This is a genomic window from Vibrio sp. F13 (assembly GCF_020806305.2).
Taxonomy (GTDB): domain Bacteria; phylum Pseudomonadota; class Gammaproteobacteria; order Enterobacterales; family Vibrionaceae; genus Vibrio; species Vibrio crassostreae_C.
On sequence record NZ_CP170175.1, the window covers coordinates 2794596 to 2814389 of the forward strand.

The following is a 19794-nucleotide window of genomic DNA, read 5'->3' on the forward strand; positions in this document are numbered from 1 at the left end:
GTAGGAATGGCGCTTTTTATTTTTGGCTCGATAATACTCAAGAGAGATTCCCTATGACACTCGTCCCTCGCTCTAGGGAATGACGATAGGCCGTCGTCCTTTGTTCAAGAGCGTAACGGCCTAGTGGTCGTCATCCTCGAGAGGGAAGAATGACCGAGTCGGGGATCTCTGGTTGAAGGTGATTACCAGTCAACGCCTTGTAGCGCTTTAACACCAGATTCAAAAGCGTGTTTCACATTGCGAACTTCAGATACTGTATCTGCTATCTCAGTAAGAGTACGGTGCGCGCCACGACCTGTAATGATGACAGACTGCATCTTCGGGCGGTTATTCAACGCCTCAACCACTTCATCGAGTTCGATGTAACCGTAGCTAACCATGTAAGTCAGTTCATCAAACAGAATCACATCGATCGACTCATCAGCCAGCATGCGTTGGCACTCTTTCCATACACGCTGCGCAGCTTCAATATCTTGCGCTTTGTTCTGAGTTTCCCAAGTAAAGCCTGTGCCCATGACTTGGAACTCGACATCAAGCTTTTGCAGAACGTTTTTTTCGCCGTTATCCCAGGTACCTTTAACAAACTGAGCAACGGCGCATTTCTTACCATGACCAACTGCACGTGTAATCGTACCAAAACCGGATGTTGATTTACCTTTACCGTTACCCGTGATGACCAGCAATAGGCCTTTTACTTCTTGTGCTGCAGCGACACGTGCATCGACTTGTTCTTTTACTTTCTGTTGTCTTGCTTTGTGGCGTTGTTCTTTGTTGTCTTCAGTCGACATAACAAATCCTTTTAAGTTGTGATTGCGTCTATCATAGCCTAACTTAACGATAGCAAAAACCATCGGAAGAACAGGTGATTAGGGATGAAAAAGATACTCGTAGTTTGTATGGGGAATATTTGCCGCTCGCCAACAGGTGAAGCGGTGCTAAGGAAGAAAGCGCAACAGCTGGATATTGATGTTGTGGTCGACTCTGCGGGGACGATTGGTTTTCATCAAGGCAACCCGCCAGACTCGCGATCCAAATCTGCAGGAGAGAAGCGAGGCTACAGCTTTAAGGGGATTACTTCTCGTAAAGTGGTTGATAATGACTTCGAAGAATTTGACCTGATACTCGCGGCAGATAGAGCCAATTTAGACGACTTAATGAGCCAGTGTCCAGTTCACCTCCAATACAAGCTCGCATTATTTTTGAGCTTTGGAGAGTCACAATATCAAGAGATCCCCGATCCGTATTATGGTGAGGGAAATGGTTTTGAATTGGTGTTGGATTTAATCGAAGAGTCTAGCGAAGCGATACTGCGTTCGATGTAGTGTAGGAACAATGTACGTCGTTTTGTTATCAGCGTAAGGGCTGACCGATAGGTATAAAAAAGGCCGACATTGAATGTCGGCCTCTCTAAATCTAACTTAAAGCTACAGCTAAGATTACTTAGACATTACTTTGTAGATTGGGTCTTCTGCAACGTTCGCTTCAACTAAGCTACCTGCTTTGTGCAGCATAGCAACACAGTCTTGGCTTAGGTGGCGAAGGTGAAGTGTTTTACCTAGCGCCGCGTAACGGTCAGCAATCGTGTCGATCGCTTCAATTGCAGAGTGGTCAGTCACGCGTGAGTTTGCGAAATCAACGATTACATCTTGTGGATCGTTGTATGCGTCAAACAACTCTAGGAAGTTAGCCGTTGAACCAAAGAAGATTGGGCCGTTAACTTTGTACTCTTTTGAGCCTTCAGCGTTTACTGATGTATCTGCGTAGATGTGTTTAGCATGTTGCCAAGCAAACATTAGCGCAGAAGCGACAACACCAACACCTACTGCCACAGCAAGATCAGTCAGTACTGTTACTACGGTAACAAGAACGATAACGAAGAAGTCTTGTTTAGGAACGCGACGCGCAAGCTTGAAGGTTGCCCATTCAAATGTGCCGATAACAACCATGAACATTACGCCCACAAGTGCTGCTAGAGGAATCATTTCAATCAGTGCAGAACCGAACAGGATGAACATCAGTAGTGCAACTGCGGCGACGATACCTGAAAGACGACCACGACCACCTGAGTTTACGTTGATCATCGATTGACCGATCATCGCACAACCACCCATCGCACCGAATACAGAACACGTTACGTTAGCCATACCTTGACCAACACATTCACGGTTAGATTGACCACGAGTGTTTGTCATTTCATCTAGTACTGTCAGTGTCAGTAGAGACTCGATCAGGCCGATAGCCGCAAGGATAATTGCGTACGGTAGGATGATCTGTAGTGTCTCAAAAGAAAACGGAACAGCAGGAATAGAGAACGTTGGTAGAGAACCCGCTAGCGTTGCAGCTTCGTCACCAGACATTGTACGTAGGAAGTCGACAACAGTGCGAGTTTCAAGGTCAAGACCGACAACCAAAGCCGTTACTGTAACAATAGCAACCAGTGAAGATGGTACCGCTGTTGTTAGCTTAGGTAGGAAGTGGATGATAGCCATTGTAAGGGCTACTAAACCCAGCATGAGTGTCATTTGACCGCTTGGTAGCCAAGTTAATGCACCTGTTACGTCTGGCGCTTTAAACTGACCAAGCTGAGCTAGGAAGATAACAATGGCCAAACCGTTCACGAAACCAATCATTACTGGGTGTGGAACGATACGGATAAATTTACCTAGTTTAAATACACCTGCTGCAATTTGCAGAAGGCCAGCCAGCATAACGGCTGCGAATAGGTATTGAACACCATGGGTTGCCACTAGGCTCACCATTACAACGGCCATTGCGCCGGTTGCGCCAGAAATCATACCTGGACGGCCGCCAAAGACAGAAGTGATTAAACCTACGATGAATGCTGCATAAAGACCAACCATTGGGTCAACGCCAGCAACAAAGGCGAATGCTACAGCTTCAGGTACCAGAGCCAGGGCTACTGTAAGACCTGAAAGCACGTCATTCTTTACAGAGTGCTTTGAAAATTGTGGGAATTCGAACATGTTTGCTCAGCTATGCTTAAGATGGATTTACCGACACGGGTGTATTGCGTAGCCAAACAGTGATGGAAAAGAGCGGCAATAGCGAAGTGTCGAAAAGATAAGTGCGCGAATGCTACCCAAAAATGTGATTAAGTTCAAGGTTGAACCTAACTTTGAGTAATATATCTGTTAATTTTTATTCGATTAGTAGATATGAAAAAGGCTGCTTTAATAAGCAGCCTTTGATTCTATTTACTCGCGATTACCTATCAGTAATCACTAGTAGTTTGGCTTAGTCATCGCCGCGCCAGCTTTGTTCGACGCTGCCTGACTGCCTGCACCTTTCGATACAAAACGTTCAGTGCGGAACGGAGCTGCAATCACTTCAATCTCTTTGATCTCTTGAGGACCAGGAGCTTTAGTCATTGGTGAACCGGCTTGCTTCTTAGCAACAGCTGCCTTTGGTGCCGCTTTAGGAGCTTCTGCTTTAACAACAGGTGCTTCTTCAACTTTTGCACTTTCAGCTTTAGGCGCTTCAGCTTCAACAACTGGTGCTTCTTCAACGACTGCAGGAGCTTCAACTGCAGCAGGAGTCTCAGCTACTTGAGCTTCAACAGCAGCATCTTCACGACGGATGATAACTTTACCCATTGCAAGCTCTGGACATGCGAAGCCGCCAGTCATTGCTACGTTGCTTTGTGGTGCCGTCTCTAGAGCAACATTCTGCTCTTGAACAGATGTTTGAGCTTCAGCTGCTACTTGAACTTCAGCCACTTCAGGCTTTGCCTGCTTGTGGTGAGGTTTTGGAATGAAGCGAGGCATCACTTTACCCATAGCCATCTCTGGAGAAGCTACACCACCTTTACGTAGGCGGAATGGGTTAGGGCGACGATCACGACCGCGACGACGACGTTGACCACTTGCACGTAGGTGACGTGGAGAACGACGGTTACGACGTTGTTTCGGCTCTTCCTGTTCAGTTTGCTCTGCATTCGCTTGAGTTGCTTCTACTTGTTCCGCAACTTTTTGCTCTTGAGCTACTGACTGTTCTTTTGAAACAGATAGTTCTTTAGCAGCAACCTGCTCTTTTGAAGCGTTATCTTCAGCTTGAGCTTGTTGGTCTTTAACACGAACTTGCTTGTTCAGTTTACGACGCTGACGACGCTCTTTAATCTTAGCTGCTTTCGCTTCAGGTTTAGCCTTAGGCGCTTCCGGTTTACCAGCTTGTGCTTCTGCTGCTAGCTGTAGACCTTCTTCTGCTAATTTAGATGGTGCTTGCTCTTCGCGTTGCTTCTGCTCATCACGTGGCTTGTTGCGACGGTCTTGCTTAGGCTTGCGAGGCTGACGAGTTTGCTGTGGAGCTGCTTCTTTTTGCTCTTCAGGCTTCTCATCACGAGCTGGCTTACGGCGGCGTTTGTTGTCACGGTTTTCGTTACGATTGTCACCACGTTCACCACGGTCGTTACGCTGTTCGCCACGCTCACCACGTTGGTTACGACGACGGTTATCGTTACGATCACGGCGTTGACGGTTGCCGTTGTTACGATTGTTTTTAGGTTTTTCTTCTTCTTTCTTCTCTTCTTCTTCTTTTTTCTCTTCTTGAGTTGAAGAGCCAAATAAGAAGCTACCGATAGCTTTGAAGAAACGACCAATTAGGCCTGGTTCTTGAGTCGCTGCTGGTTCAGCTTTCTTCTCTTCTACAGCTTTAGGTGCTGGAGCAGGAGTTGGTGCTGATTGAGCAGGAGCTGCGAAGCCTTTCAGAGCAGGTTCTTCAATCTTCTTAGGACGAATAGTCTGTTCAGCCGGCTCTTTGCTTTCCGCTTCTTTTAGAGCTTCTAGCTTGTTAGGCAGCAAGTAAGATAGTAGATCGAACTCTTCACCTTCACGAACACGGATAACCTCAAAATGCGGCGTTTCCATGTCTGAGTTAGGAACAACAGTGATCTTAACTTCTTGGTTCTTCTCGATGTGGTTTACTGAGCGACGTTTTTCGTTCAGAAGGTAAGAAGCGATTGGAACAGGCACAACAGCAAGTACTTGTGCTGTGTTGTCTTTTAGAGCTTCTTCTTCAATCAAACGTAGAACAGAAAGTGCTAGAGATTCGTTATCACGAACAACACCAGTACCTGTACAACGAGGACAAATGTGGTGGCTTGCTTCTGCTAGTGATGGGCTCAAACGTTGACGAGACATCTCTAGAAGACCAAAGCGAGAAATACGACCAATCTGAACACGTGCGCGATCTAAACGAACGGCATCACGTAGACGGCTTTCTACTTCGCGTTGGTGGCGAACCGGGGTCATATCGATAAAGTCGATTACAACAAGACCACCTAGGTCACGTAGACGTAATTGACGTGCAATTTCATCGGCAGCTTCTAGGTTAGTGTTAAGTGCTGTTTCTTCAATATCGCCGCCCTTTGTTGCACGAGCAGAGTTGATATCGATAGAAGTCAGTGCTTCTGTTGGGTCGATTACGATAGAACCACCAGATGGAAGACGAACTTCACGTTGGAAAGCAGATTCGATCTGGCTTTCAATCTGGTAATGGCTGAATAGTGGCACTTCACCATCGTATTTCTTAACGCGATTCATGAAATCTGGGCGTATTAATTGAATGTGCGCTTGTGCACGTTCAAAAATAGTATTGCTGTCGATTAGAATCTCGCCAATATCACGACGTAGATAGTCACGAATTGCGCGAACAATAACGTTACTCTCTTGGTGAATTAGGAAAGGAGCTGCATTTGAATCAGAAGCTTGCTTGATAGCGCCCCAATGGTTCAATAGAACATTCAGGTCCCACTCTAGCTCTTCTGCGCTTTTGCCAACACCCGCTGTACGCACGATTAAGCCCATACCTTGAGGAAGCTCAAGAGTGCTTAATGCTGCTTTCAGTTGAGTGCGTTCATCACCTTCGATACGACGAGAAATACCGCCAGCACGAGGGTTATTAGGCATAAGAACTAAGTAACTACCAGCCAAAGAGATGAAAGTTGTCAGTGCAGCACCTTTGCTACCACGTTCTTCTTTCTCTACTTGTACGATTACTTCTTGGCCTTCTTTTAGCACTTCTTTAATGCTAGGACGGCCTTGGTATGTATAACCTTCAGGGAAGTATTCGCGGGCAATTTCTTTAAGAGGGAGGAAACCGTGACGTTCTGCGCCGTAATCAACGAATGCCGCTTCTAGGCTTGGTTCAATACGGGTAATACGTCCTTTGTAGATATTCGCTTTCTTTGACTCGTGACCTGGACTTTCGATATCTAGATCGAACAGTCGTTGGCCATCAACCAAAGCGACACGCAACTCTTCTTTTTGAGTTGCGTTAATTAACATTCTTTTCATTTAGAAATTCTCATTGTCTTTTCTTATTTTCATCATTGTTCTTATCGCTTTATTTCGTTTCTCATGGTGCCAGATCCCATGGCTTTATCGGTGCAGCCTCCCGGCTGGAGAGGGATGCTCTGGGGCACGTCAGTCATCATAGGGAGTTAGCCTATGATCCGCGATGTGGCGGTGAATACTCAACATGAGTGTACGTGAGTAGAGCGATAAGGAACTCAGTTGACCGTGTCTTACGCCGATTGCAGCACTGTCTAATCTGAGTTATCTACTCATTTACTTGCTTATGAATGGTTAACTGTTTAAATAATAGTCAAACCACTGATAGCAGCTGTGAACTATAGCAGCGGTCGGTAAACACAGCAATCTGCTTTGTCGGAATGCTGTAAAAAAAACAGTTTTTGTTTGGGTTTTGATAGCTCTAACTCACTGTCTATAAATAATTTATCAATTGATATTTTAATTTGCAGGAATCTTGATGCTTTTTTGTTCGAAGAATCAAAGAAATATAGAACTTCAATGACCATTTTGGGATAGATCGGTAAGGATTAGGGATAAATAAGTTCGGAATAGGGCTAAGAAAATATCAATTATCAAAAGTGACAGTGATACAATAGCGCAATGAGCGAAATTAGAACCCAAGTCCAATTCGTCGACATTGACGAAGATATGGCTGGTCAGCGTATTGATAACTTCTTACGCAACCAATTAAAAAACATCCCGAAAAGCATGATTTACCGAATCGTGCGTAAAGGCGAAGTCCGCGTAAATAAAAAACGCATTAAGGCTGAGTACAAACTAAAAGCTGGCGATTTAGTTCGTATCCCTCCGGTTACTATTGAAGAGAAAACAGAAGAGAACGTGCCGAGCACGAAACTCAACAAGGTTTCAGAATTAGAACAGTGCATCATTTATGAAGATGATCACATGCTAATTCTTAACAAACCGTCTGGCACTGCTGTTCATGGTGGTAGCGGATTAAAATTTGGCGCGATTGAAGCATTACGTGCTCTTCGCCCTGATGCTCGTTTTCTTGAATTAGTGCACCGTATCGATAGAGATACGTCTGGCATTTTGCTTGTTGCTAAGAAGCGCTCGGCGCTAAGACACCTTCAAGCACAGTTCCGTGAAAAAACGGTTCAAAAATACTACTTCGCTTTAGTTATGGGCGAATGGAAGAACAGCTGCAAAGTCGTCAACGCACCTTTGTTGAAAAATGAAGTGAACAGCATTGTTCGAGTCAACCCGAATGGTAAAGCTTCTGAAACCCGTTTTAAGGTTTTAGAAAAATTCCAAGAGGCGACGTTGATTCAAGCAAGCCCAATTACAGGCCGAACACACCAAATTCGTGTGCACGCTCAGTATACTGGTCACCCAATTGCTTGGGATGATCGCTACGGTGATCGTCGTTTTGATGCTTACACGGGTAAGGTTGGTCTTGATCGTCTGTTCCTACATGCAGCAAACATCAAGTTCACACACCCAGGTAGTGAAGAGAAGATGGATATCTCGGCGCCAATGGAAAGAAGGCTAGAGAAAGCCCTAACTGGTTTACGTAAGCTTTAAGAAGATACGAGATACGAAGGTATAGAGTGCCTCTAAATTTGTTCTTCAGTATCCATAAATGAGAAAGGTTGACGAATATCGTCAACCTTTTTTGTTTTCATCTGTTGTAGAAGATCCCCAAGTCGCTCGTTCCTCGCTCTTGAGGATGACGACTTTTTAAAATACGCTCTATATCATTAGTTGGTTAGATAAAATTGCGTGTTCCGCCATTCCCTAGACTGACGAAGGAAGGAGTAGGGAATCTCTAACAAAAGAGAGGGTATCCGTTATAGTACGCTCATTCCTTGCGCTTCTAACATATCAACCAGATCGATCAGAGGTAAACCGATCAAGGTATTCGGGTCCTTACCTTCCATCTGTTTAAATAGCGCGATACCTAACCCTTCACACATAAAGCTGCCCGCGCAGTAATAAGGCTGTTCTTTCTCAACGTAAGAAATGATCTGCTGCTGTGTTAAATCACGGAAATGCACGATGAAGGTATCTAAGCGACTGTCGGCTTTATTGGTTTCACTATTCCATACGGTTATCCCAGTATAGAAAGTGATGCTTTTGCCGCTTTGGCGAGATAGCTGCTCAATCGCTTTTTCACGAGTGTGTGGTTTACCAATGATTTCTCCATCAATCACACACACTTGATCGGAACCAATCACTAGGCTTGGTTGTTCGATAGTACAAGACTTGGCTTTTGTCTCGGCAAGACGCATCACTAACTGTTGAGGTGTCTCTTCTGGAAGTGGTGTTTCATCGCAGTCAGGCTTCGCTGTGACAAAGTCTAACTGTAGTTTTTTGAGGATCTCTTGCCTAAATGGAGATGTAGAAGCTAAAACTAGTTGGTAATTTCTCATTTTAATTTACAATTCGTGTAAGCATTTAGTTCAGGATAACGTAACTTATCCTGCTATTCATAATGCTCTGAACAGGAAAGGTAGGAAAGTACATTTTTTTTGCCATTTCCTTTGACTAAACACGATTTGGAAGATAAGATTCGCGCCCTATGCAAAAGGAAAAAATACCGCGTACAGTTGATCCGGCAAGAACGGCTCAAAAACGACTCGATATGGATGGTATCATTCAAGTCAGTCTTTTAAAGCGTTTAACCGAAACAACTGAAGGCGTAAAACGTGACGCGCAAGTCTCAATGTCATTTGGGCTTGATGAACAACGATTAGTCGTTATCTCTGGTAAAGCTAACGTCGAAGTCGATTTAGAGTGTCAACGTTGTAATGAGGTTTTCGCACATGAGTGCGATGTCCAATTTACTTATACTCCTGTTTACAGCGAGAAAAGTGAAGAGGAAGCACCGGAAGAGTACGATTTGGTAGATCTGAACGAGTACGGTGAGTTAGACCTGATTCAATTAGTTGAAGACGAGTTCATCCTTGGATTGCCACAAATAGCAATGCACGACGATGCGAAATGTAGCGTTAACTCAAATAACTTGGTGTTTGGTGAACTTCCTGAAGAAATTGAGGAAGATAAAAAGCCGAATCCATTTGATGTTTTAAAAAACTTAAAGAAGTAACTTATTAGTAAGTATCTTTAAGAATTTACATAGGAGTAGGGTCAATGGCCGTACAAAAGAGCAAGAAATCACGTTCAATGCGTGGCATGCGTCGTTCACACGATGCGCTAACTACAGCTGCACTTTCTGTAGACGCAACTTCAGGTGAAACTCACCTACGTCACAACGTGACTGCCGAAGGTTTCTACCGCGGCAAAAAGGTTATCAACAAGTAAGGTTGACCTTTGCAAAATCTAACCGTTGCGCTTGATGCAATGGGCGGGGACTTCGGTCCTCGTGTAACAGTGCCTGCCGCCGTGCAGGCACTGTCGTATTTCCCAGAGCTAAAAGTCATTCTCATAGGTGATCGAAATGCGATCACATCTCAATTATCTTCATTAGGTCGAATGCCTGATTCTCGTTTGAGTATCCAGCATTGTGATCGAGTCATTTCCAATTCTGAAAAACCTTCACTAGCCTTACGTAATAGTCAGGGTAGTTCTATGCGTGCTGCTATCGATCTGGTTGCCGAATCACAGGCTGATGCTTGTGTGAGTGGTGGTAACACTGGCGCACTGATGGCGTTATCTCGTTTCAGACTCAAACTCCTTCCCGGTATTGATAGGCCTGCATTGGTTTCAGCTTTGCCTACTGCTTCTGGCAACCGTACATGGATGCTTGATTTAGGAGCGAACGTTTCTAGTGACGCAGATTCACTGTTTCAGTTTGCTGTAATGGGCAGTGCATTAGCAGAACAACATTTAGGTCGTGCTCCACGTGTCGCTATCTTGAATATCGGTGCAGAAGAAATCAAAGGCAATGACCTTGTGAAACGATGCGCGGAAATGTTGTCTAATACTCAGTCTGTGAACTTCATAGGCTATATTGAAGGTAATCAATTACTTCAAGATGCTGCTGATGTCGTCGTATGTGATGGTTTTGTGGGCAATGTCTGCTTAAAAACGTGCGAAGGTACGGCTCAGCTCTTTATTGATAAGCTAAAAACGCGCATGATGGCTTCAACAATAAAGGGTTGGATCGCCAGAATGTTGTTTTCTGAGCTATTTACTGAATTAAAAACCTTGAACCCCGACCAGTATAACGGCGCAAGTTTGTTAGGATTGCGCGGCATTGTCATTAAAAGTCATGGAAGTGCTGATGTGTCTGCAGTCGTCAACGCGATTGGTGAAGCAGTACACGAGGTCAAACGACAAGTCCCCAGCCGCATTAGCGATCGTTTGGAAGCGGTTTTACTCGAGAGGCATTATTAGTCTTCATGTATAGCAAAATTTTAGGTACTGGCAGCTACTTGCCATCTCAGGTGCGTACTAACGCAGACTTAGAGAAAATGGTAGAGACTAGCGATGAGTGGATCGTTGCTAGAACAGGTATTAAAGAGCGTCGTATTTCAGCGGAAAACGAAACCGTTGCGGATATGGCGTTTTACGCTGCTGAAAATGCCATTGAAATGGCAGGTATCGACAAAGAAGAGATTGATTTAATCATCGTTGCGACAACCAGCAGTAGCCACACATTCCCGTCTTCGGCATGTCAGGTACAAGGCAAGCTTGGTATCAAAGGCTGCCCTGCGTTTGATTTGGCTGCAGCGTGTTCTGGTTTTGTCTACGCACTGTCTGTTGCTGATCAACACATCAAGACTGGCATGTGTAAGAACGTTTTGGTAATTGGTGCGGATGCACTGTCAAAAACCTGTGATCCGACTGACCGCTCTACTATCATCCTATTTGGTGATGCAGCAGGCGCGGTGGTTGTAGGCGCAAGCGAAGAGCCAGGTATTTTGTCTACTCATATTTACTCTGACGGTAAATACGGTGAGCTTCTAAGCTTAGAAGTACCAGAGCGTGGCGGTGATGCAGACAAATGGCTGCACATGGCGGGCAACGAAGTATTTAAAGTGGCGGTAACTCAGCTTTCTAAGCTAGTTAAAGACACATTAGCGGCGAACAATATGGATAAGTCAGAGCTTGATTGGTTAGTTCCACACCAAGCGAATTACCGTATTATTTCGGCAACCGCTAAAAAGCTGACGATGTCGCTTGACCAAGTTGTGATTACTCTTGATAAGCATGGCAATACGTCGGCAGCTACCGTACCAACGGCCCTTGATGAGGCTGTTCGCGACGGGCGAATTAAACGTGGTCAAACGCTTCTACTTGAAGCATTTGGCGGCGGCTTCACTTGGGGTTCTGCGTTAGTTAAATTCTAACCCCAAGCGATAATCAACAAACAAGGCACATAACTTATGTGCCTTATTCAATTTTTTGCTTTGCTTAAAGGAAAATTACAATGAGCAAATTTGCTATCGTATTCCCAGGCCAAGGCTCTCAAGCTATCGGTATGCTTGCTGACCTAGGCGAACAGTATGATGTTGTTAAAAAGACATTTGCTGAAGCTTCAGAAGCACTTGGTTACGATCTATGGGCATTGGTTCAAGATGGTCCTGTAGAAAATCTAAATGAAACTTTTCGCACTCAACCGGCTCTATTAACAGCGTCTGTTGCAATTTGGCGTGTATGGCAAGAGCTTGGCCTAGAGCAACCTGTAAATCTAGCAGGTCACAGCCTAGGTGAATATTCTGCACTTGTATGTGCCGGCGTTATCGACTTTAAAGAAGCGATCAAGCTGGTTGAACTACGTGGTCAACTGATGCAAGAAGCGGTTCCTGCGGGTGTTGGTGCAATGTACGCAATCATCGGTCTAGACGATGAAGCGATTGCTAAAGCGTGTGAAGAAGCTGCGCAAGACGAAGTTGTGTCTCCAGTTAACTTTAACTCTCCTGGCCAAGTTGTTATCGCGGGTAACAAAGCGGCAGTAGAGCGTGCTGGTGCACTTTGTAAAGAAGCGGGCGCTAAGCGTGCACTTCCGCTACCTGTTTCTGTGCCGTCTCACTGTGCACTGATGAAGCCAGCAGCAGACAAGCTAGCGGTGGCTCTAGAAGCTCTAGAGTTCAACACGCCAGCATTGCCTGTTATCAATAACGTTGATGTTATCGCTGAAACAGATCCTGCAAAAATTAAAGACGCACTTGTTCGTCAGCTGTACAGCCCAGTTCGTTGGACTGAAGGCGTACAAGCGATGAATGAGCAAGGCGTTGAGAAGCTACTTGAATTAGGCCCTGGTAAAGTTCTTACTGGTCTAACAAAACGAATCGTAAAAACTATGACAGCTGCTGCAGTTAATGACACTGCATCACTAGAAGCTGCTAAGTAAATAACCACTTAATAGAGAAGTTATGATGAATTTAGAAGGCAAAGTTGCACTAGTTACAGGCGCAAGCCGTGGCATCGGTCGTGCAATCGCTGAACTTTTAGTTGAGCGTGGTGCTAAAGTTATCGGTACTGCGACATCTGAAGGCGGCGCAGCTGCAATCAGCGAGTACCTTGGTGAGAACGGTAAAGGTCTTGCTCTTAATGTAACGGATACTGACTCAATTGCTGCTACACTGAAAACCATCAACGATGAATTCGGTGCGATTGACATTCTAGTTAACAACGCAGGTATCACTCGTGATAACCTACTGATGCGTATGAAAGACGACGAATGGAATGACATCATCGATACTAACCTAACGCCTATTTTCCGCATGTCTAAAGCTGTATTGCGTGGCATGATGAAGAAACGTCAAGGCCGTATCGTAAACGTTGGTTCTGTAGTAGGTACTATGGGTAACGCTGGTCAAGCTAACTACGCAGCTGCAAAAGCAGGCGTAATTGGTTTTACTAAATCAATGGCTCGTGAAGTTGCGTCTCGTGGCGTTACAGTGAACACTGTAGCTCCTGGTTTCATCGAAACTGACATGACTAAAGCGCTAAATGATGACCAACGTGCAGCAACTTTGGCGAATGTACCAGCAGGTCGACTAGGTGACCCTCGCGAAATCGCTGAAGCTGTGGTATTTTTGGCGTCACCTGCGGCAGCTTATATCACAGGTGAAACACTTCACGTCAATGGCGGTATGTACATGGTGTAAATTATGTGCAACATTTGTGCATGATTTAAGTCAAGATCATACGTAATTTCGGTTAAAATCGTGAAAATTGTGGTTTGACCAGAAAAGTTGACCTTGCAACTTTCAATAGATTGAATAAACTACGGAAAACATCGCATAAAGCGAACTCTGTAAAGGAAAAGAAAAAATGAGCAACCTCGAAGAACGCGTAAAGAAAATCATTGTTGAACAGCTAGGTGTAGACGAAGCTGAAGTTAAAAACGAAGCTTCTTTCGTTGATGACCTAGGTGCAGATTCTCTAGACACAGTAGAGCTAGTAATGGCTCTAGAAGAAGAATTTGACACTGAAATCCCAGATGAAGAAGCTGAGAAAATTACTACTGTTCAAGCAGCTATCGATTACGTAACTAGCGCTCAGTAATAATCTCTCCCAGGCGGTCACCTCGACCGCCTGTGTTTTATCTAACTCATCTATCCTCATCTTAAATCACCTCAATCCCCGGAGTGTAAAATCGTGTCCAAGCGTCGTGTAGTTGTCACTGGCATGGGTATGTTGTCACCGGTAGGCAACACTGTAGAATCTTCTTGGAAAGCCCTGCTAGCTGGTCAAAGTGGTATCGTTAATATCGATCATTTTGATGCAACCAATTTCTCAACTCGTTTTGCAGGTCTAGTTAAAGACTTTAACTGCGAAGAGTATATGACTAAAAAAGATGCTCGTAAGATGGACTTGTTCATCCAGTACGGCGTCGCAGCAGGTATTCAAGCTTTAGATGATTCAGCCCTAACTATTACTGAAGAAAACGCTCCACGTGTGGGTGTTGCTATCGGTTCTGGTATTGGTGGTCTTGGTTTGATCGAAGCCGGTCACCAAGCTCTAACTGAAAAAGGCCCTCGTAAGATCAGCCCGTTCTTCGTACCGTCGACGATCGTGAATATGATTGCTGGTCACATGTCTATCATGCGTGGCCTACGCGGTCCAAACATCGCGATTTCTACTGCATGTACGACTGGCCTACATAACATTGGTCACGCGGCTCGTATGATTGCATACGGCGATGCAGACGCAATGCTAGCGGGTGGTGCTGAAAAAGCATCAACTCCACTAGGTATGGGCGGTTTTGGTGCGGCTAAAGCACTTTCTACTCGTAACGATGAGCCTCAAAAAGCTTCTCGTCCATGGGACAAAGGCCGTGATGGCTTCGTTCTTGGCGACGGTGCAGGCATGATGGTTCTTGAAGAGTACGAACATGCGAAAGCTCGTGGCGCTAAGATTTACTGTGAGCTAGTTGGCTTCGGTATGTCGGGTGACGCTTACCACATGACATCTCCAAGTGAAGATGGCTCAGGTGGCGCACTAGCAATGGAAGCGGCTATGCGTGATGCTGGCATTACTGGTGAACAAATCGGTTATGTAAACGCACACGGTACTTCGACTCCTGCTGGTGACGTAGCGGAAGTTAAGGGCATCAAGCGTGCTCTTGGCGAAGCAGGCAGCAAGCAAGTATTGGTTTCTTCTACGAAATCAATGACAGGCCACCTTCTAGGTGCTGCTGGTTCTGCTGAAGCTATCATCACGGCTATGTCTCTGGTTGACCAAATTGTTCCACCAACAATCAACCTAGATGATCCTGAAGAAGGCTTAGATATTGACTTAGTACCTCACACTGCGCGTGAAGTTAGCAACATGGAATATGCTGCATGTAACTCATTCGGTTTCGGTGGTACAAACGGCTGTTTGATCTTCAAAAAGATTTAATCATCTTATTAAAGACGTAAACACTCGTAGATAGTCACAATTAGACTTGTTTTTAAACGGCTTGATGCTTTAGCATTGAGCCGTTTCTTTTTATGGGGAAAAACATGTTTTGGGTTGATGGAGAAAGCCAGCAAACTATCGATATTTTGGATCGCTCGTTTCAGTACGGAGACGGCTGTTTTACGACAATGCTCGTGAGTGATGGTGAGATACAACATCTTCACGATCATCAGCACCGTGTCGACGAGTGCCTTAAAGCGCTACGCATTTCTGCTCTTGATTGGGATGTTGTTAGTCTTTGGCTCGATACTGCGCTTCAACACATCCAACATAACGCTCTTCATGGCACAAAGAGCCTTGATGGTTCAAAGAAGCTCCATAACGCCAACAAGCCTCATAATCAAAAAGCAGGGATCAAGCTGCACGTTAGTCGTGGAGCGGGTGGGCGTGGCTACAGTACCAAGAATATCGCCAAGCCGACAATCACCATCAGTACCTTTGATTACCCAAGCCATTATTCAGCGTGGCAAGACTCCGGTGTTGAACTCGGTATCTGCCATCAAGCGCTAGGTTTGAGCCCACTACTGGCTGGCCATAAGCACAATAATCGCCTTGAGCAGATTTTGATGAAAGATGAAATGGATCAAGCTAATGAAGTGGATGGCGTGGTTCTTGATATATCGGGCAATGTGATTGAAACCACCATGGCCAATCTGTTCTGGCGCAAAGGTCAGTCGATATACACACCTCAACTCACTCAAAGTGGTGTCGCGGGGGTTATGCGTAAGCAAGTGTTAACCGCGCTGAATCAGGCTGAACTTTCCGTTACAATTAGTGACTACTGCTTATCTCAACTCATGCAAGCTGATGAGGTTTTCATGACAAACTCCATTTTAGGGGTTGCCCCAGTTACCCGTATTAGTGATACCCAATTTAACATTGGAACCATTACTCGTAGCCTTCAAGGACAACTAAACTCGTGATCAAAAAGTTATTTATTTTTATTATCTTGTGCTTAATTGCAGCCGGTGCTGCTGGTTTTTATGTTTACAACCAAGCGCAAGATAACCTGAAACAAGTTATTCAATTAGAAAAACCACAAGTCGTGACTGTTGCTTCAGGTAGCAGCTTTAACCGCGTTCTAGCCCAGTTGATTAACGAGGGGCTGTTTGAGGCTTCTCCTTACGAGAAATTAATCCGTAAGTTACATCCTGAGCTTGTAGACGTAAAAGCGGGTACTTTCCTGCTTGAACCGGGTTTAACCTTAGAGCAAGCGCTACAGGTGCTTGTAGAAGGGAAAGAACACCAGTTTACTATTACCTTTGTTGAAGGCAGTCGTTTTGACGAATGGCTTGTTCAGCTAAAAGACAACGAATTCATTCAACAGACATTGGATGGCGTTTCTGAAAAAGAGATCGCTGAAAAGTTGGGTATTGAAAACGAAAAGCTAGAAGGTCTCTTCTTAGCAGAAACATACCACTACACCTACGGCACCACTGATTTAGATTTGTTGAAGCGCGCGCATCGAGACCTAATGAGCGTGGTGAATGAAGAGTGGGAAAATCGAGCGGATAAGCTGCCTCTTAAATCGCCATACGAAGCGTTAATTCTTGCATCTATCATTGAGAAAGAGACTGCTGTTGCGTCAGAACGTGAGCGTGTTTCTTCTGTGTTTGTTAACCGTCTAAACAAGCGTATGCGTTTGCAAACTGACCCAACGGTTATCTATGGCATGGGTGACAGCTACGATGGCAACATCCGTAAGAAAGACTTACGCACGCCAACGCCTTACAACACCTATACAATGAGTGGCTTGCCACCGACACCTATCGCTATGGCAGGCAAAGCGTCTATCAACGCGGCGTTGAATCCAGAGAAGAGCAACTACTTGTATTTCGTTGCGAGTGGAACAGGTGGTCACGTATTTTCAAAGAGTTTGACTGAGCATAACCGTGCAGTGCGAGCTTACTTAAAGCAATTAAGAAAAAACAGATAAAGAAATAATTATGAATCAGTCGAAATTTATCGTGGTTGAAGGCCTTGAAGGCGCTGGCAAAAGCACAGCAATCAATGCCATCGTTGAGACATTAAAAGCATCGGGTGTTGAAGATATTGTTAATACTCGCGAGCCGGGTGGTACTGTCTTAGCTGAAAAGATGCGTTCATTGGTTAAAGAAGAGCACGAAGGCGAGAAGCTTCAAGACATGACTGAATTGCTGTTGATGTATGCAGCACGTGTTCAATTAGTCGAGAACGTCATCAAGCCGGCACTCGCCAATGGTCAATGGGTATTGGGTGATCGTCATGATATGTCTTCACAGGCATACCAAGGTGGTGGTCGCCAGATCGCGCGCACGACTATGGAATCACTGAAAGCAACCACGCTAGGCGGCTTTAAACCCGATCTAACGCTATATTTGGACCTAGACCCTAGAGTAGGGCTAGAGCGTGCTAGAGGCCGTGGTGAGCTTGATAGAATTGAAAAGATGGACATCTCATTTTTCGACCGCACGCGTGAGCGCTATCTAGAAATTGCAGAACAAGATGATTCTGTACTTGTGATTAACGCGCAGCAAGAAATTGAGCAAGTAGCCGCTGATATTAAAGTCGCGCTAACTGCTTGGCTCGACAAACAGTAGGTAGTCATGGCTGAAGTGTATTCTTGGCTCACACCGGTATGGAGTGAGTGGAAAAAAAGTCTCGATGCGGAGCGTTTTCCTAACTCTGTGATTGTTAATGCACCGGAAGGGCTCGGCGTTGATGCTTTGATTAGCCAACTTACCGACGCATTGATGTGCACGAACTATGAAAGCGAGTCGTGCGGGTTTTGCCACAGCTGTGAGTTAATGAAGTCGGGCAGTCATCCTGATTTTCATGTGATCTCACCCGAGAAAGAAGGTAAGTCGATCACGGTTGATCAAGTGCGTGCCAGTAACCGCTGGGCTCAAGAGTCTTCTCAGTTAGGTGGTTTGCGCGTTATTTTGCTTAACCCTGCTGAAGCAATGAACGAATCGGCTTCCAACGCACTATTGAAAACTCTGGAAGAGCCATCAAGCAAGTGCATCTTCATTCTGTCTACTCGTAACAGTAATCGCTTAATGCCGACTATTATTAGCCGTTGTCAGCAATTCAATGTGGTTAGTCCGCAGTTAGAGACAGCATCAGCGTGGTTAGATGGTGAAGTGGGCAAAGCGGTACCGCAGTATATTTTAGCACTCAATGACAACGCGCCTTTAAAAGCAAAAGCGATGTTTGAGCAAGGTGGCGTTGAAGCTTCAACAAAAGCGCTCGATGGCTTTGTGAATGTGATAAAAGGCACTCAACCTGACATGCTAAAGTTCTCTACAGAGCTTAGCAAAGACCCTTTGATTCAACTTGGCTGGCTTTGGCATCTATTGTCAGATGTACAGAAGCTGCATTTTGGTTTGGCGAATCAGGCTTTCACTCCGAGTGCGAAAGCACTGTGTGAGGCGATGTCTTATCAAAGTGCTTATGCAGCATCGAATAAACTGCTGACATTGATTGAGCAGTTAAAGCAACACCCTGGGCTCAATACGGAGCTACTCATAATGAATTGGCTGATAGCCACTTGCGAGGAAACATGTTCGTAGATTCCCACTGTCATTTAGACAAACTGGATTACCAAGATTTACACACCAGCGTAGAAGATGTGGTTAACAAGGCGAAGGCTGCTAATGTAGACCAATTGCTTTCTGTCGGTGTGACACTCGATTCGTTTGAAAATATGCTCGAGATGATCTCGCCGTTTGATAACGTTAAAGCCTCTTGTGGCGTTCACCCTCTCGATGTTGAAAGTGATTTCAGCCTAGAGACAATGCGTGAATACGCGAGCAACCCTAAGGTTGTGGCGATTGGAGAGACAGGTTTAGATTATCACTACCAACCAGAGACGGCGGAGCTGCAACAGCTACGATTTAAGCAGCATGTTGAGTTAGCCGTTGAGCTGAATAAACCTTTGATCATTCACACTCGTAACGCACGTGAAGACACATTAGCTATTTTACGTGATGGCGGAGCTGAGAAGTGTGGCGGTGTGATTCACTGCTTTACCGAAGATCAAGCATTCGCAGAAGCAGCAATGGAACTAGGTTTCTATATCTCAATTTCAGGCATTGTGACCTTTAAGCAGGCTACAGAACTTAAAGAAGTTGTTAAAAACCTACCGCTAAACAGGTTGCTGATCGAGACGGATTCTCCATACTTGGCGCCCATTCCATATCGTGGAAAGCAGAATCAACCTGCATATGTCGTCGAAGTGGCGGCCTACATTGCGCAATTAAAAGGTGTGTCGATGAAAGAGGTTGCCGAACAAACGACCAAAAATTACCAAAAACTTTTTTTGCGATAAAAATCTAAGTAAACAAATAAAAGGGAGCAAAAGCTCCCTTTTTGTGTTTTTGATCACCAAAAATACGTTTTTTTTTAATGTTTACGAATTATGTTGAACTTGAGAGCGCTAATTATAACATTTGTAATTTTGTTACTAAAAATAACATTCGCTCCTATTTTATTTACCCAGTAAAATAATAGGGCTCTTGAAAAATACTTATATATTTCAATGCATTAAACACTTGTAAAGCATTGCATTTCTAGATTTGACATGTGATCCAAGACGTGTTTTGAAACTAAATTTCGTAAGTGACTAGAAAGTTAGTTCCCCATCAAT

19 protein-coding genes are annotated in these 19794 nt (G+C 44.8%); 15 read left to right on the top strand and 4 right to left on the bottom strand.

What is annotated here, in order from left to right:
- Positions 1 to 182 precede the first annotated feature (182 nt).
- The gene (cobO, locus tag LMH68_RS12965) at positions 183 to 788 is read right to left on the bottom strand and encodes a cob(I)yrinic acid a,c-diamide adenosyltransferase (RefSeq protein WP_017062158.1); all 606 of its coding nucleotides are present in this window, start codon (positions 786 to 788) and stop codon (positions 183 to 185) included.
- A gap of 84 nt (positions 789 to 872) precedes the next feature.
- Here cobO and LMH68_RS12970 point away from each other — a divergent pair, with 84 nt between their 5' ends.
- Positions 873 to 1322, top strand: coding sequence for a low molecular weight protein-tyrosine-phosphatase (locus tag LMH68_RS12970; protein WP_017067202.1), 450 nt, complete (start codon positions 873 to 875; stop codon positions 1320 to 1322).
- Positions 1323 to 1436: 114 nt separating this feature from the next.
- On the opposite strand, the gene LMH68_RS12975 is transcribed toward LMH68_RS12970, so the two are convergent.
- The gene (locus LMH68_RS12975; protein ID WP_017063477.1) at positions 1437 to 2984 is read right to left on the bottom strand and encodes a SulP family inorganic anion transporter; all 1548 of its coding nucleotides are present in this window, start codon (positions 2982 to 2984) and stop codon (positions 1437 to 1439) included.
- A gap of 258 nt (positions 2985 to 3242) precedes the next feature.
- Entirely contained in the window at positions 3243 to 6311 is a 3069-nt protein-coding gene (gene rne / locus LMH68_RS12980) for a ribonuclease E (RefSeq protein ID WP_229647108.1), read from the bottom strand.
- 618 nt (positions 6312 to 6929) lie between these two features.
- Between rne and rluC the strand changes: the two genes are divergently transcribed.
- Positions 6930 to 7874: a 23S rRNA pseudouridine(955/2504/2580) synthase RluC gene (gene rluC, locus LMH68_RS12985; RefSeq protein WP_017054981.1), complete on the top strand. Its 945-nt coding sequence runs from the start codon at positions 6930 to 6932 to the stop codon at positions 7872 to 7874.
- 266 nt (positions 7875 to 8140) lie between these two features.
- On the opposite strand, the gene LMH68_RS12990 is transcribed toward rluC, so the two are convergent.
- Positions 8141 to 8722 carry a Maf family protein gene (locus LMH68_RS12990; RefSeq protein ID WP_102575575.1) on the bottom strand — a complete coding sequence of 194 codons (582 nt, stop codon included), beginning with the start codon at positions 8720 to 8722 and terminating at the stop codon, positions 8141 to 8143.
- 149 nt (positions 8723 to 8871) lie between these two features.
- Between LMH68_RS12990 and yceD the strand changes: the two genes are divergently transcribed.
- The 13 genes from yceD (at position 8872) to LMH68_RS13055 (ending at position 19476) form a co-directional block, all read left to right on the top strand.
- Positions 8872 to 9399, top strand: a complete 528-nt coding sequence (gene yceD, locus LMH68_RS12995) for a 23S rRNA accumulation protein YceD (protein ID WP_004733994.1) — start codon at positions 8872 to 8874, stop codon at positions 9397 to 9399.
- Positions 9400 to 9443: 44 nt separating this feature from the next.
- Entirely contained in the window at positions 9444 to 9614 is a 171-nt protein-coding gene (gene rpmF, locus LMH68_RS13000) for a 50S ribosomal protein L32 (protein ID WP_004737376.1), read from the top strand.
- A 9-nt stretch (positions 9615 to 9623) separates the two neighbouring features.
- On the top strand, positions 9624 to 10649 hold the full coding sequence (plsX, locus tag LMH68_RS13005; protein WP_017062152.1) for a phosphate acyltransferase PlsX: 1026 nt from the start codon (positions 9624 to 9626) through the stop codon (positions 10647 to 10649).
- Positions 10650 to 10654: 5 nt separating this feature from the next.
- Positions 10655 to 11605, top strand: coding sequence for a beta-ketoacyl-ACP synthase III (locus LMH68_RS13010; protein ID WP_017054985.1), 951 nt, complete (start codon positions 10655 to 10657; stop codon positions 11603 to 11605).
- A gap of 80 nt (positions 11606 to 11685) precedes the next feature.
- Entirely contained in the window at positions 11686 to 12609 is a 924-nt protein-coding gene (gene fabD, locus LMH68_RS13015) for an ACP S-malonyltransferase (protein WP_017063479.1), read from the top strand.
- A 25-nt stretch (positions 12610 to 12634) separates the two neighbouring features.
- Positions 12635 to 13369 (top strand): 3-oxoacyl-ACP reductase FabG, encoded by a 735-nt coding sequence (gene fabG / locus LMH68_RS13020; RefSeq protein ID WP_029235138.1) that lies wholly within the window; start codon positions 12635 to 12637, stop codon positions 13367 to 13369.
- A gap of 166 nt (positions 13370 to 13535) precedes the next feature.
- Entirely contained in the window at positions 13536 to 13769 is a 234-nt protein-coding gene (gene acpP / locus LMH68_RS13025; RefSeq protein ID WP_004737381.1) for an acyl carrier protein, read from the top strand.
- A 93-nt stretch (positions 13770 to 13862) separates the two neighbouring features.
- Entirely contained in the window at positions 13863 to 15107 is a 1245-nt protein-coding gene (fabF, locus tag LMH68_RS13030; RefSeq protein ID WP_010437291.1) for a beta-ketoacyl-ACP synthase II, read from the top strand.
- A gap of 104 nt (positions 15108 to 15211) precedes the next feature.
- Positions 15212 to 16090 (top strand): aminodeoxychorismate lyase, encoded by an 879-nt coding sequence (pabC, locus tag LMH68_RS13035; RefSeq protein WP_017062150.1) that lies wholly within the window; start codon positions 15212 to 15214, stop codon positions 16088 to 16090.
- Positions 16087 to 17103 carry an endolytic transglycosylase MltG gene (gene mltG, locus LMH68_RS13040; RefSeq protein ID WP_017062149.1) on the top strand — a complete coding sequence of 339 codons (1017 nt, stop codon included), beginning with the start codon at positions 16087 to 16089 and terminating at the stop codon, positions 17101 to 17103. The genes pabC and mltG overlap by 4 nt, the downstream gene beginning before the upstream one ends.
- Before the next feature lie 10 nt (positions 17104 to 17113).
- Positions 17114 to 17746 (top strand): dTMP kinase, encoded by a 633-nt coding sequence (gene tmk, locus LMH68_RS13045; RefSeq protein ID WP_017062148.1) that lies wholly within the window; start codon positions 17114 to 17116, stop codon positions 17744 to 17746.
- Between the two features lie 6 nt (positions 17747 to 17752).
- Positions 17753 to 18718 carry a DNA polymerase III subunit delta' gene (locus LMH68_RS13050; protein ID WP_017062147.1) on the top strand — a complete coding sequence of 322 codons (966 nt, stop codon included), beginning with the start codon at positions 17753 to 17755 and terminating at the stop codon, positions 18716 to 18718.
- A complete protein-coding gene (locus LMH68_RS13055) occupies positions 18709 to 19476 on the top strand; it encodes a TatD family hydrolase (protein ID WP_017063483.1) in 768 nt (255 codons plus the stop codon). Before LMH68_RS13050 ends, LMH68_RS13055 begins: the two co-directional genes overlap by 10 nt.
- The last annotated feature ends 318 nt before the right edge of the window (positions 19477 to 19794 follow it).

Coding starts and splice junctions, on each gene's coding strand:
- yceD (WP_004733994.1), top strand. CDS start 8,872: ATGCAAAAGGAAAAAATACCGCGTACAGTTGATCCGGCAAGAACGGCT.
- LMH68_RS13010 (WP_017054985.1), top strand. CDS start 10,655: ATGTATAGCAAAATTTTAGGTACTGGCAGCTACTTGCCATCTCAGGTG.
- LMH68_RS12975 (WP_017063477.1), bottom strand. CDS start 2,984: ATGTTCGAATTCCCACAATTTTCAAAGCACTCTGTAAAGAATGACGTG.
- fabG (WP_029235138.1), top strand. CDS start 12,635: ATGAATTTAGAAGGCAAAGTTGCACTAGTTACAGGCGCAAGCCGTGGC.
- LMH68_RS13050 (WP_017062147.1), top strand. CDS start 17,753: ATGGCTGAAGTGTATTCTTGGCTCACACCGGTATGGAGTGAGTGGAAA.
- cobO (WP_017062158.1), bottom strand. CDS start 788: ATGTCGACTGAAGACAACAAAGAACAACGCCACAAAGCAAGACAACAG.
- tmk (WP_017062148.1), top strand. CDS start 17,114: ATGAATCAGTCGAAATTTATCGTGGTTGAAGGCCTTGAAGGCGCTGGC.
- pabC (WP_017062150.1), top strand. CDS start 15,212: ATGTTTTGGGTTGATGGAGAAAGCCAGCAAACTATCGATATTTTGGAT.
- LMH68_RS12990 (WP_102575575.1), bottom strand. CDS start 8,722: ATGAGAAATTACCAACTAGTTTTAGCTTCTACATCTCCATTTAGGCAA.
- LMH68_RS13055 (WP_017063483.1), top strand. CDS start 18,709: ATGTTCGTAGATTCCCACTGTCATTTAGACAAACTGGATTACCAAGAT.
- acpP (WP_004737381.1), top strand. CDS start 13,536: ATGAGCAACCTCGAAGAACGCGTAAAGAAAATCATTGTTGAACAGCTA.
- LMH68_RS12970 (WP_017067202.1), top strand. CDS start 873: ATGAAAAAGATACTCGTAGTTTGTATGGGGAATATTTGCCGCTCGCCA.
- rpmF (WP_004737376.1), top strand. CDS start 9,444: ATGGCCGTACAAAAGAGCAAGAAATCACGTTCAATGCGTGGCATGCGT.
- rluC (WP_017054981.1), top strand. CDS start 6,930: ATGAGCGAAATTAGAACCCAAGTCCAATTCGTCGACATTGACGAAGAT.
- rne (WP_229647108.1), bottom strand. CDS start 6,311: ATGAAAAGAATGTTAATTAACGCAACTCAAAAAGAAGAGTTGCGTGTC.
- fabD (WP_017063479.1), top strand. CDS start 11,686: ATGAGCAAATTTGCTATCGTATTCCCAGGCCAAGGCTCTCAAGCTATC.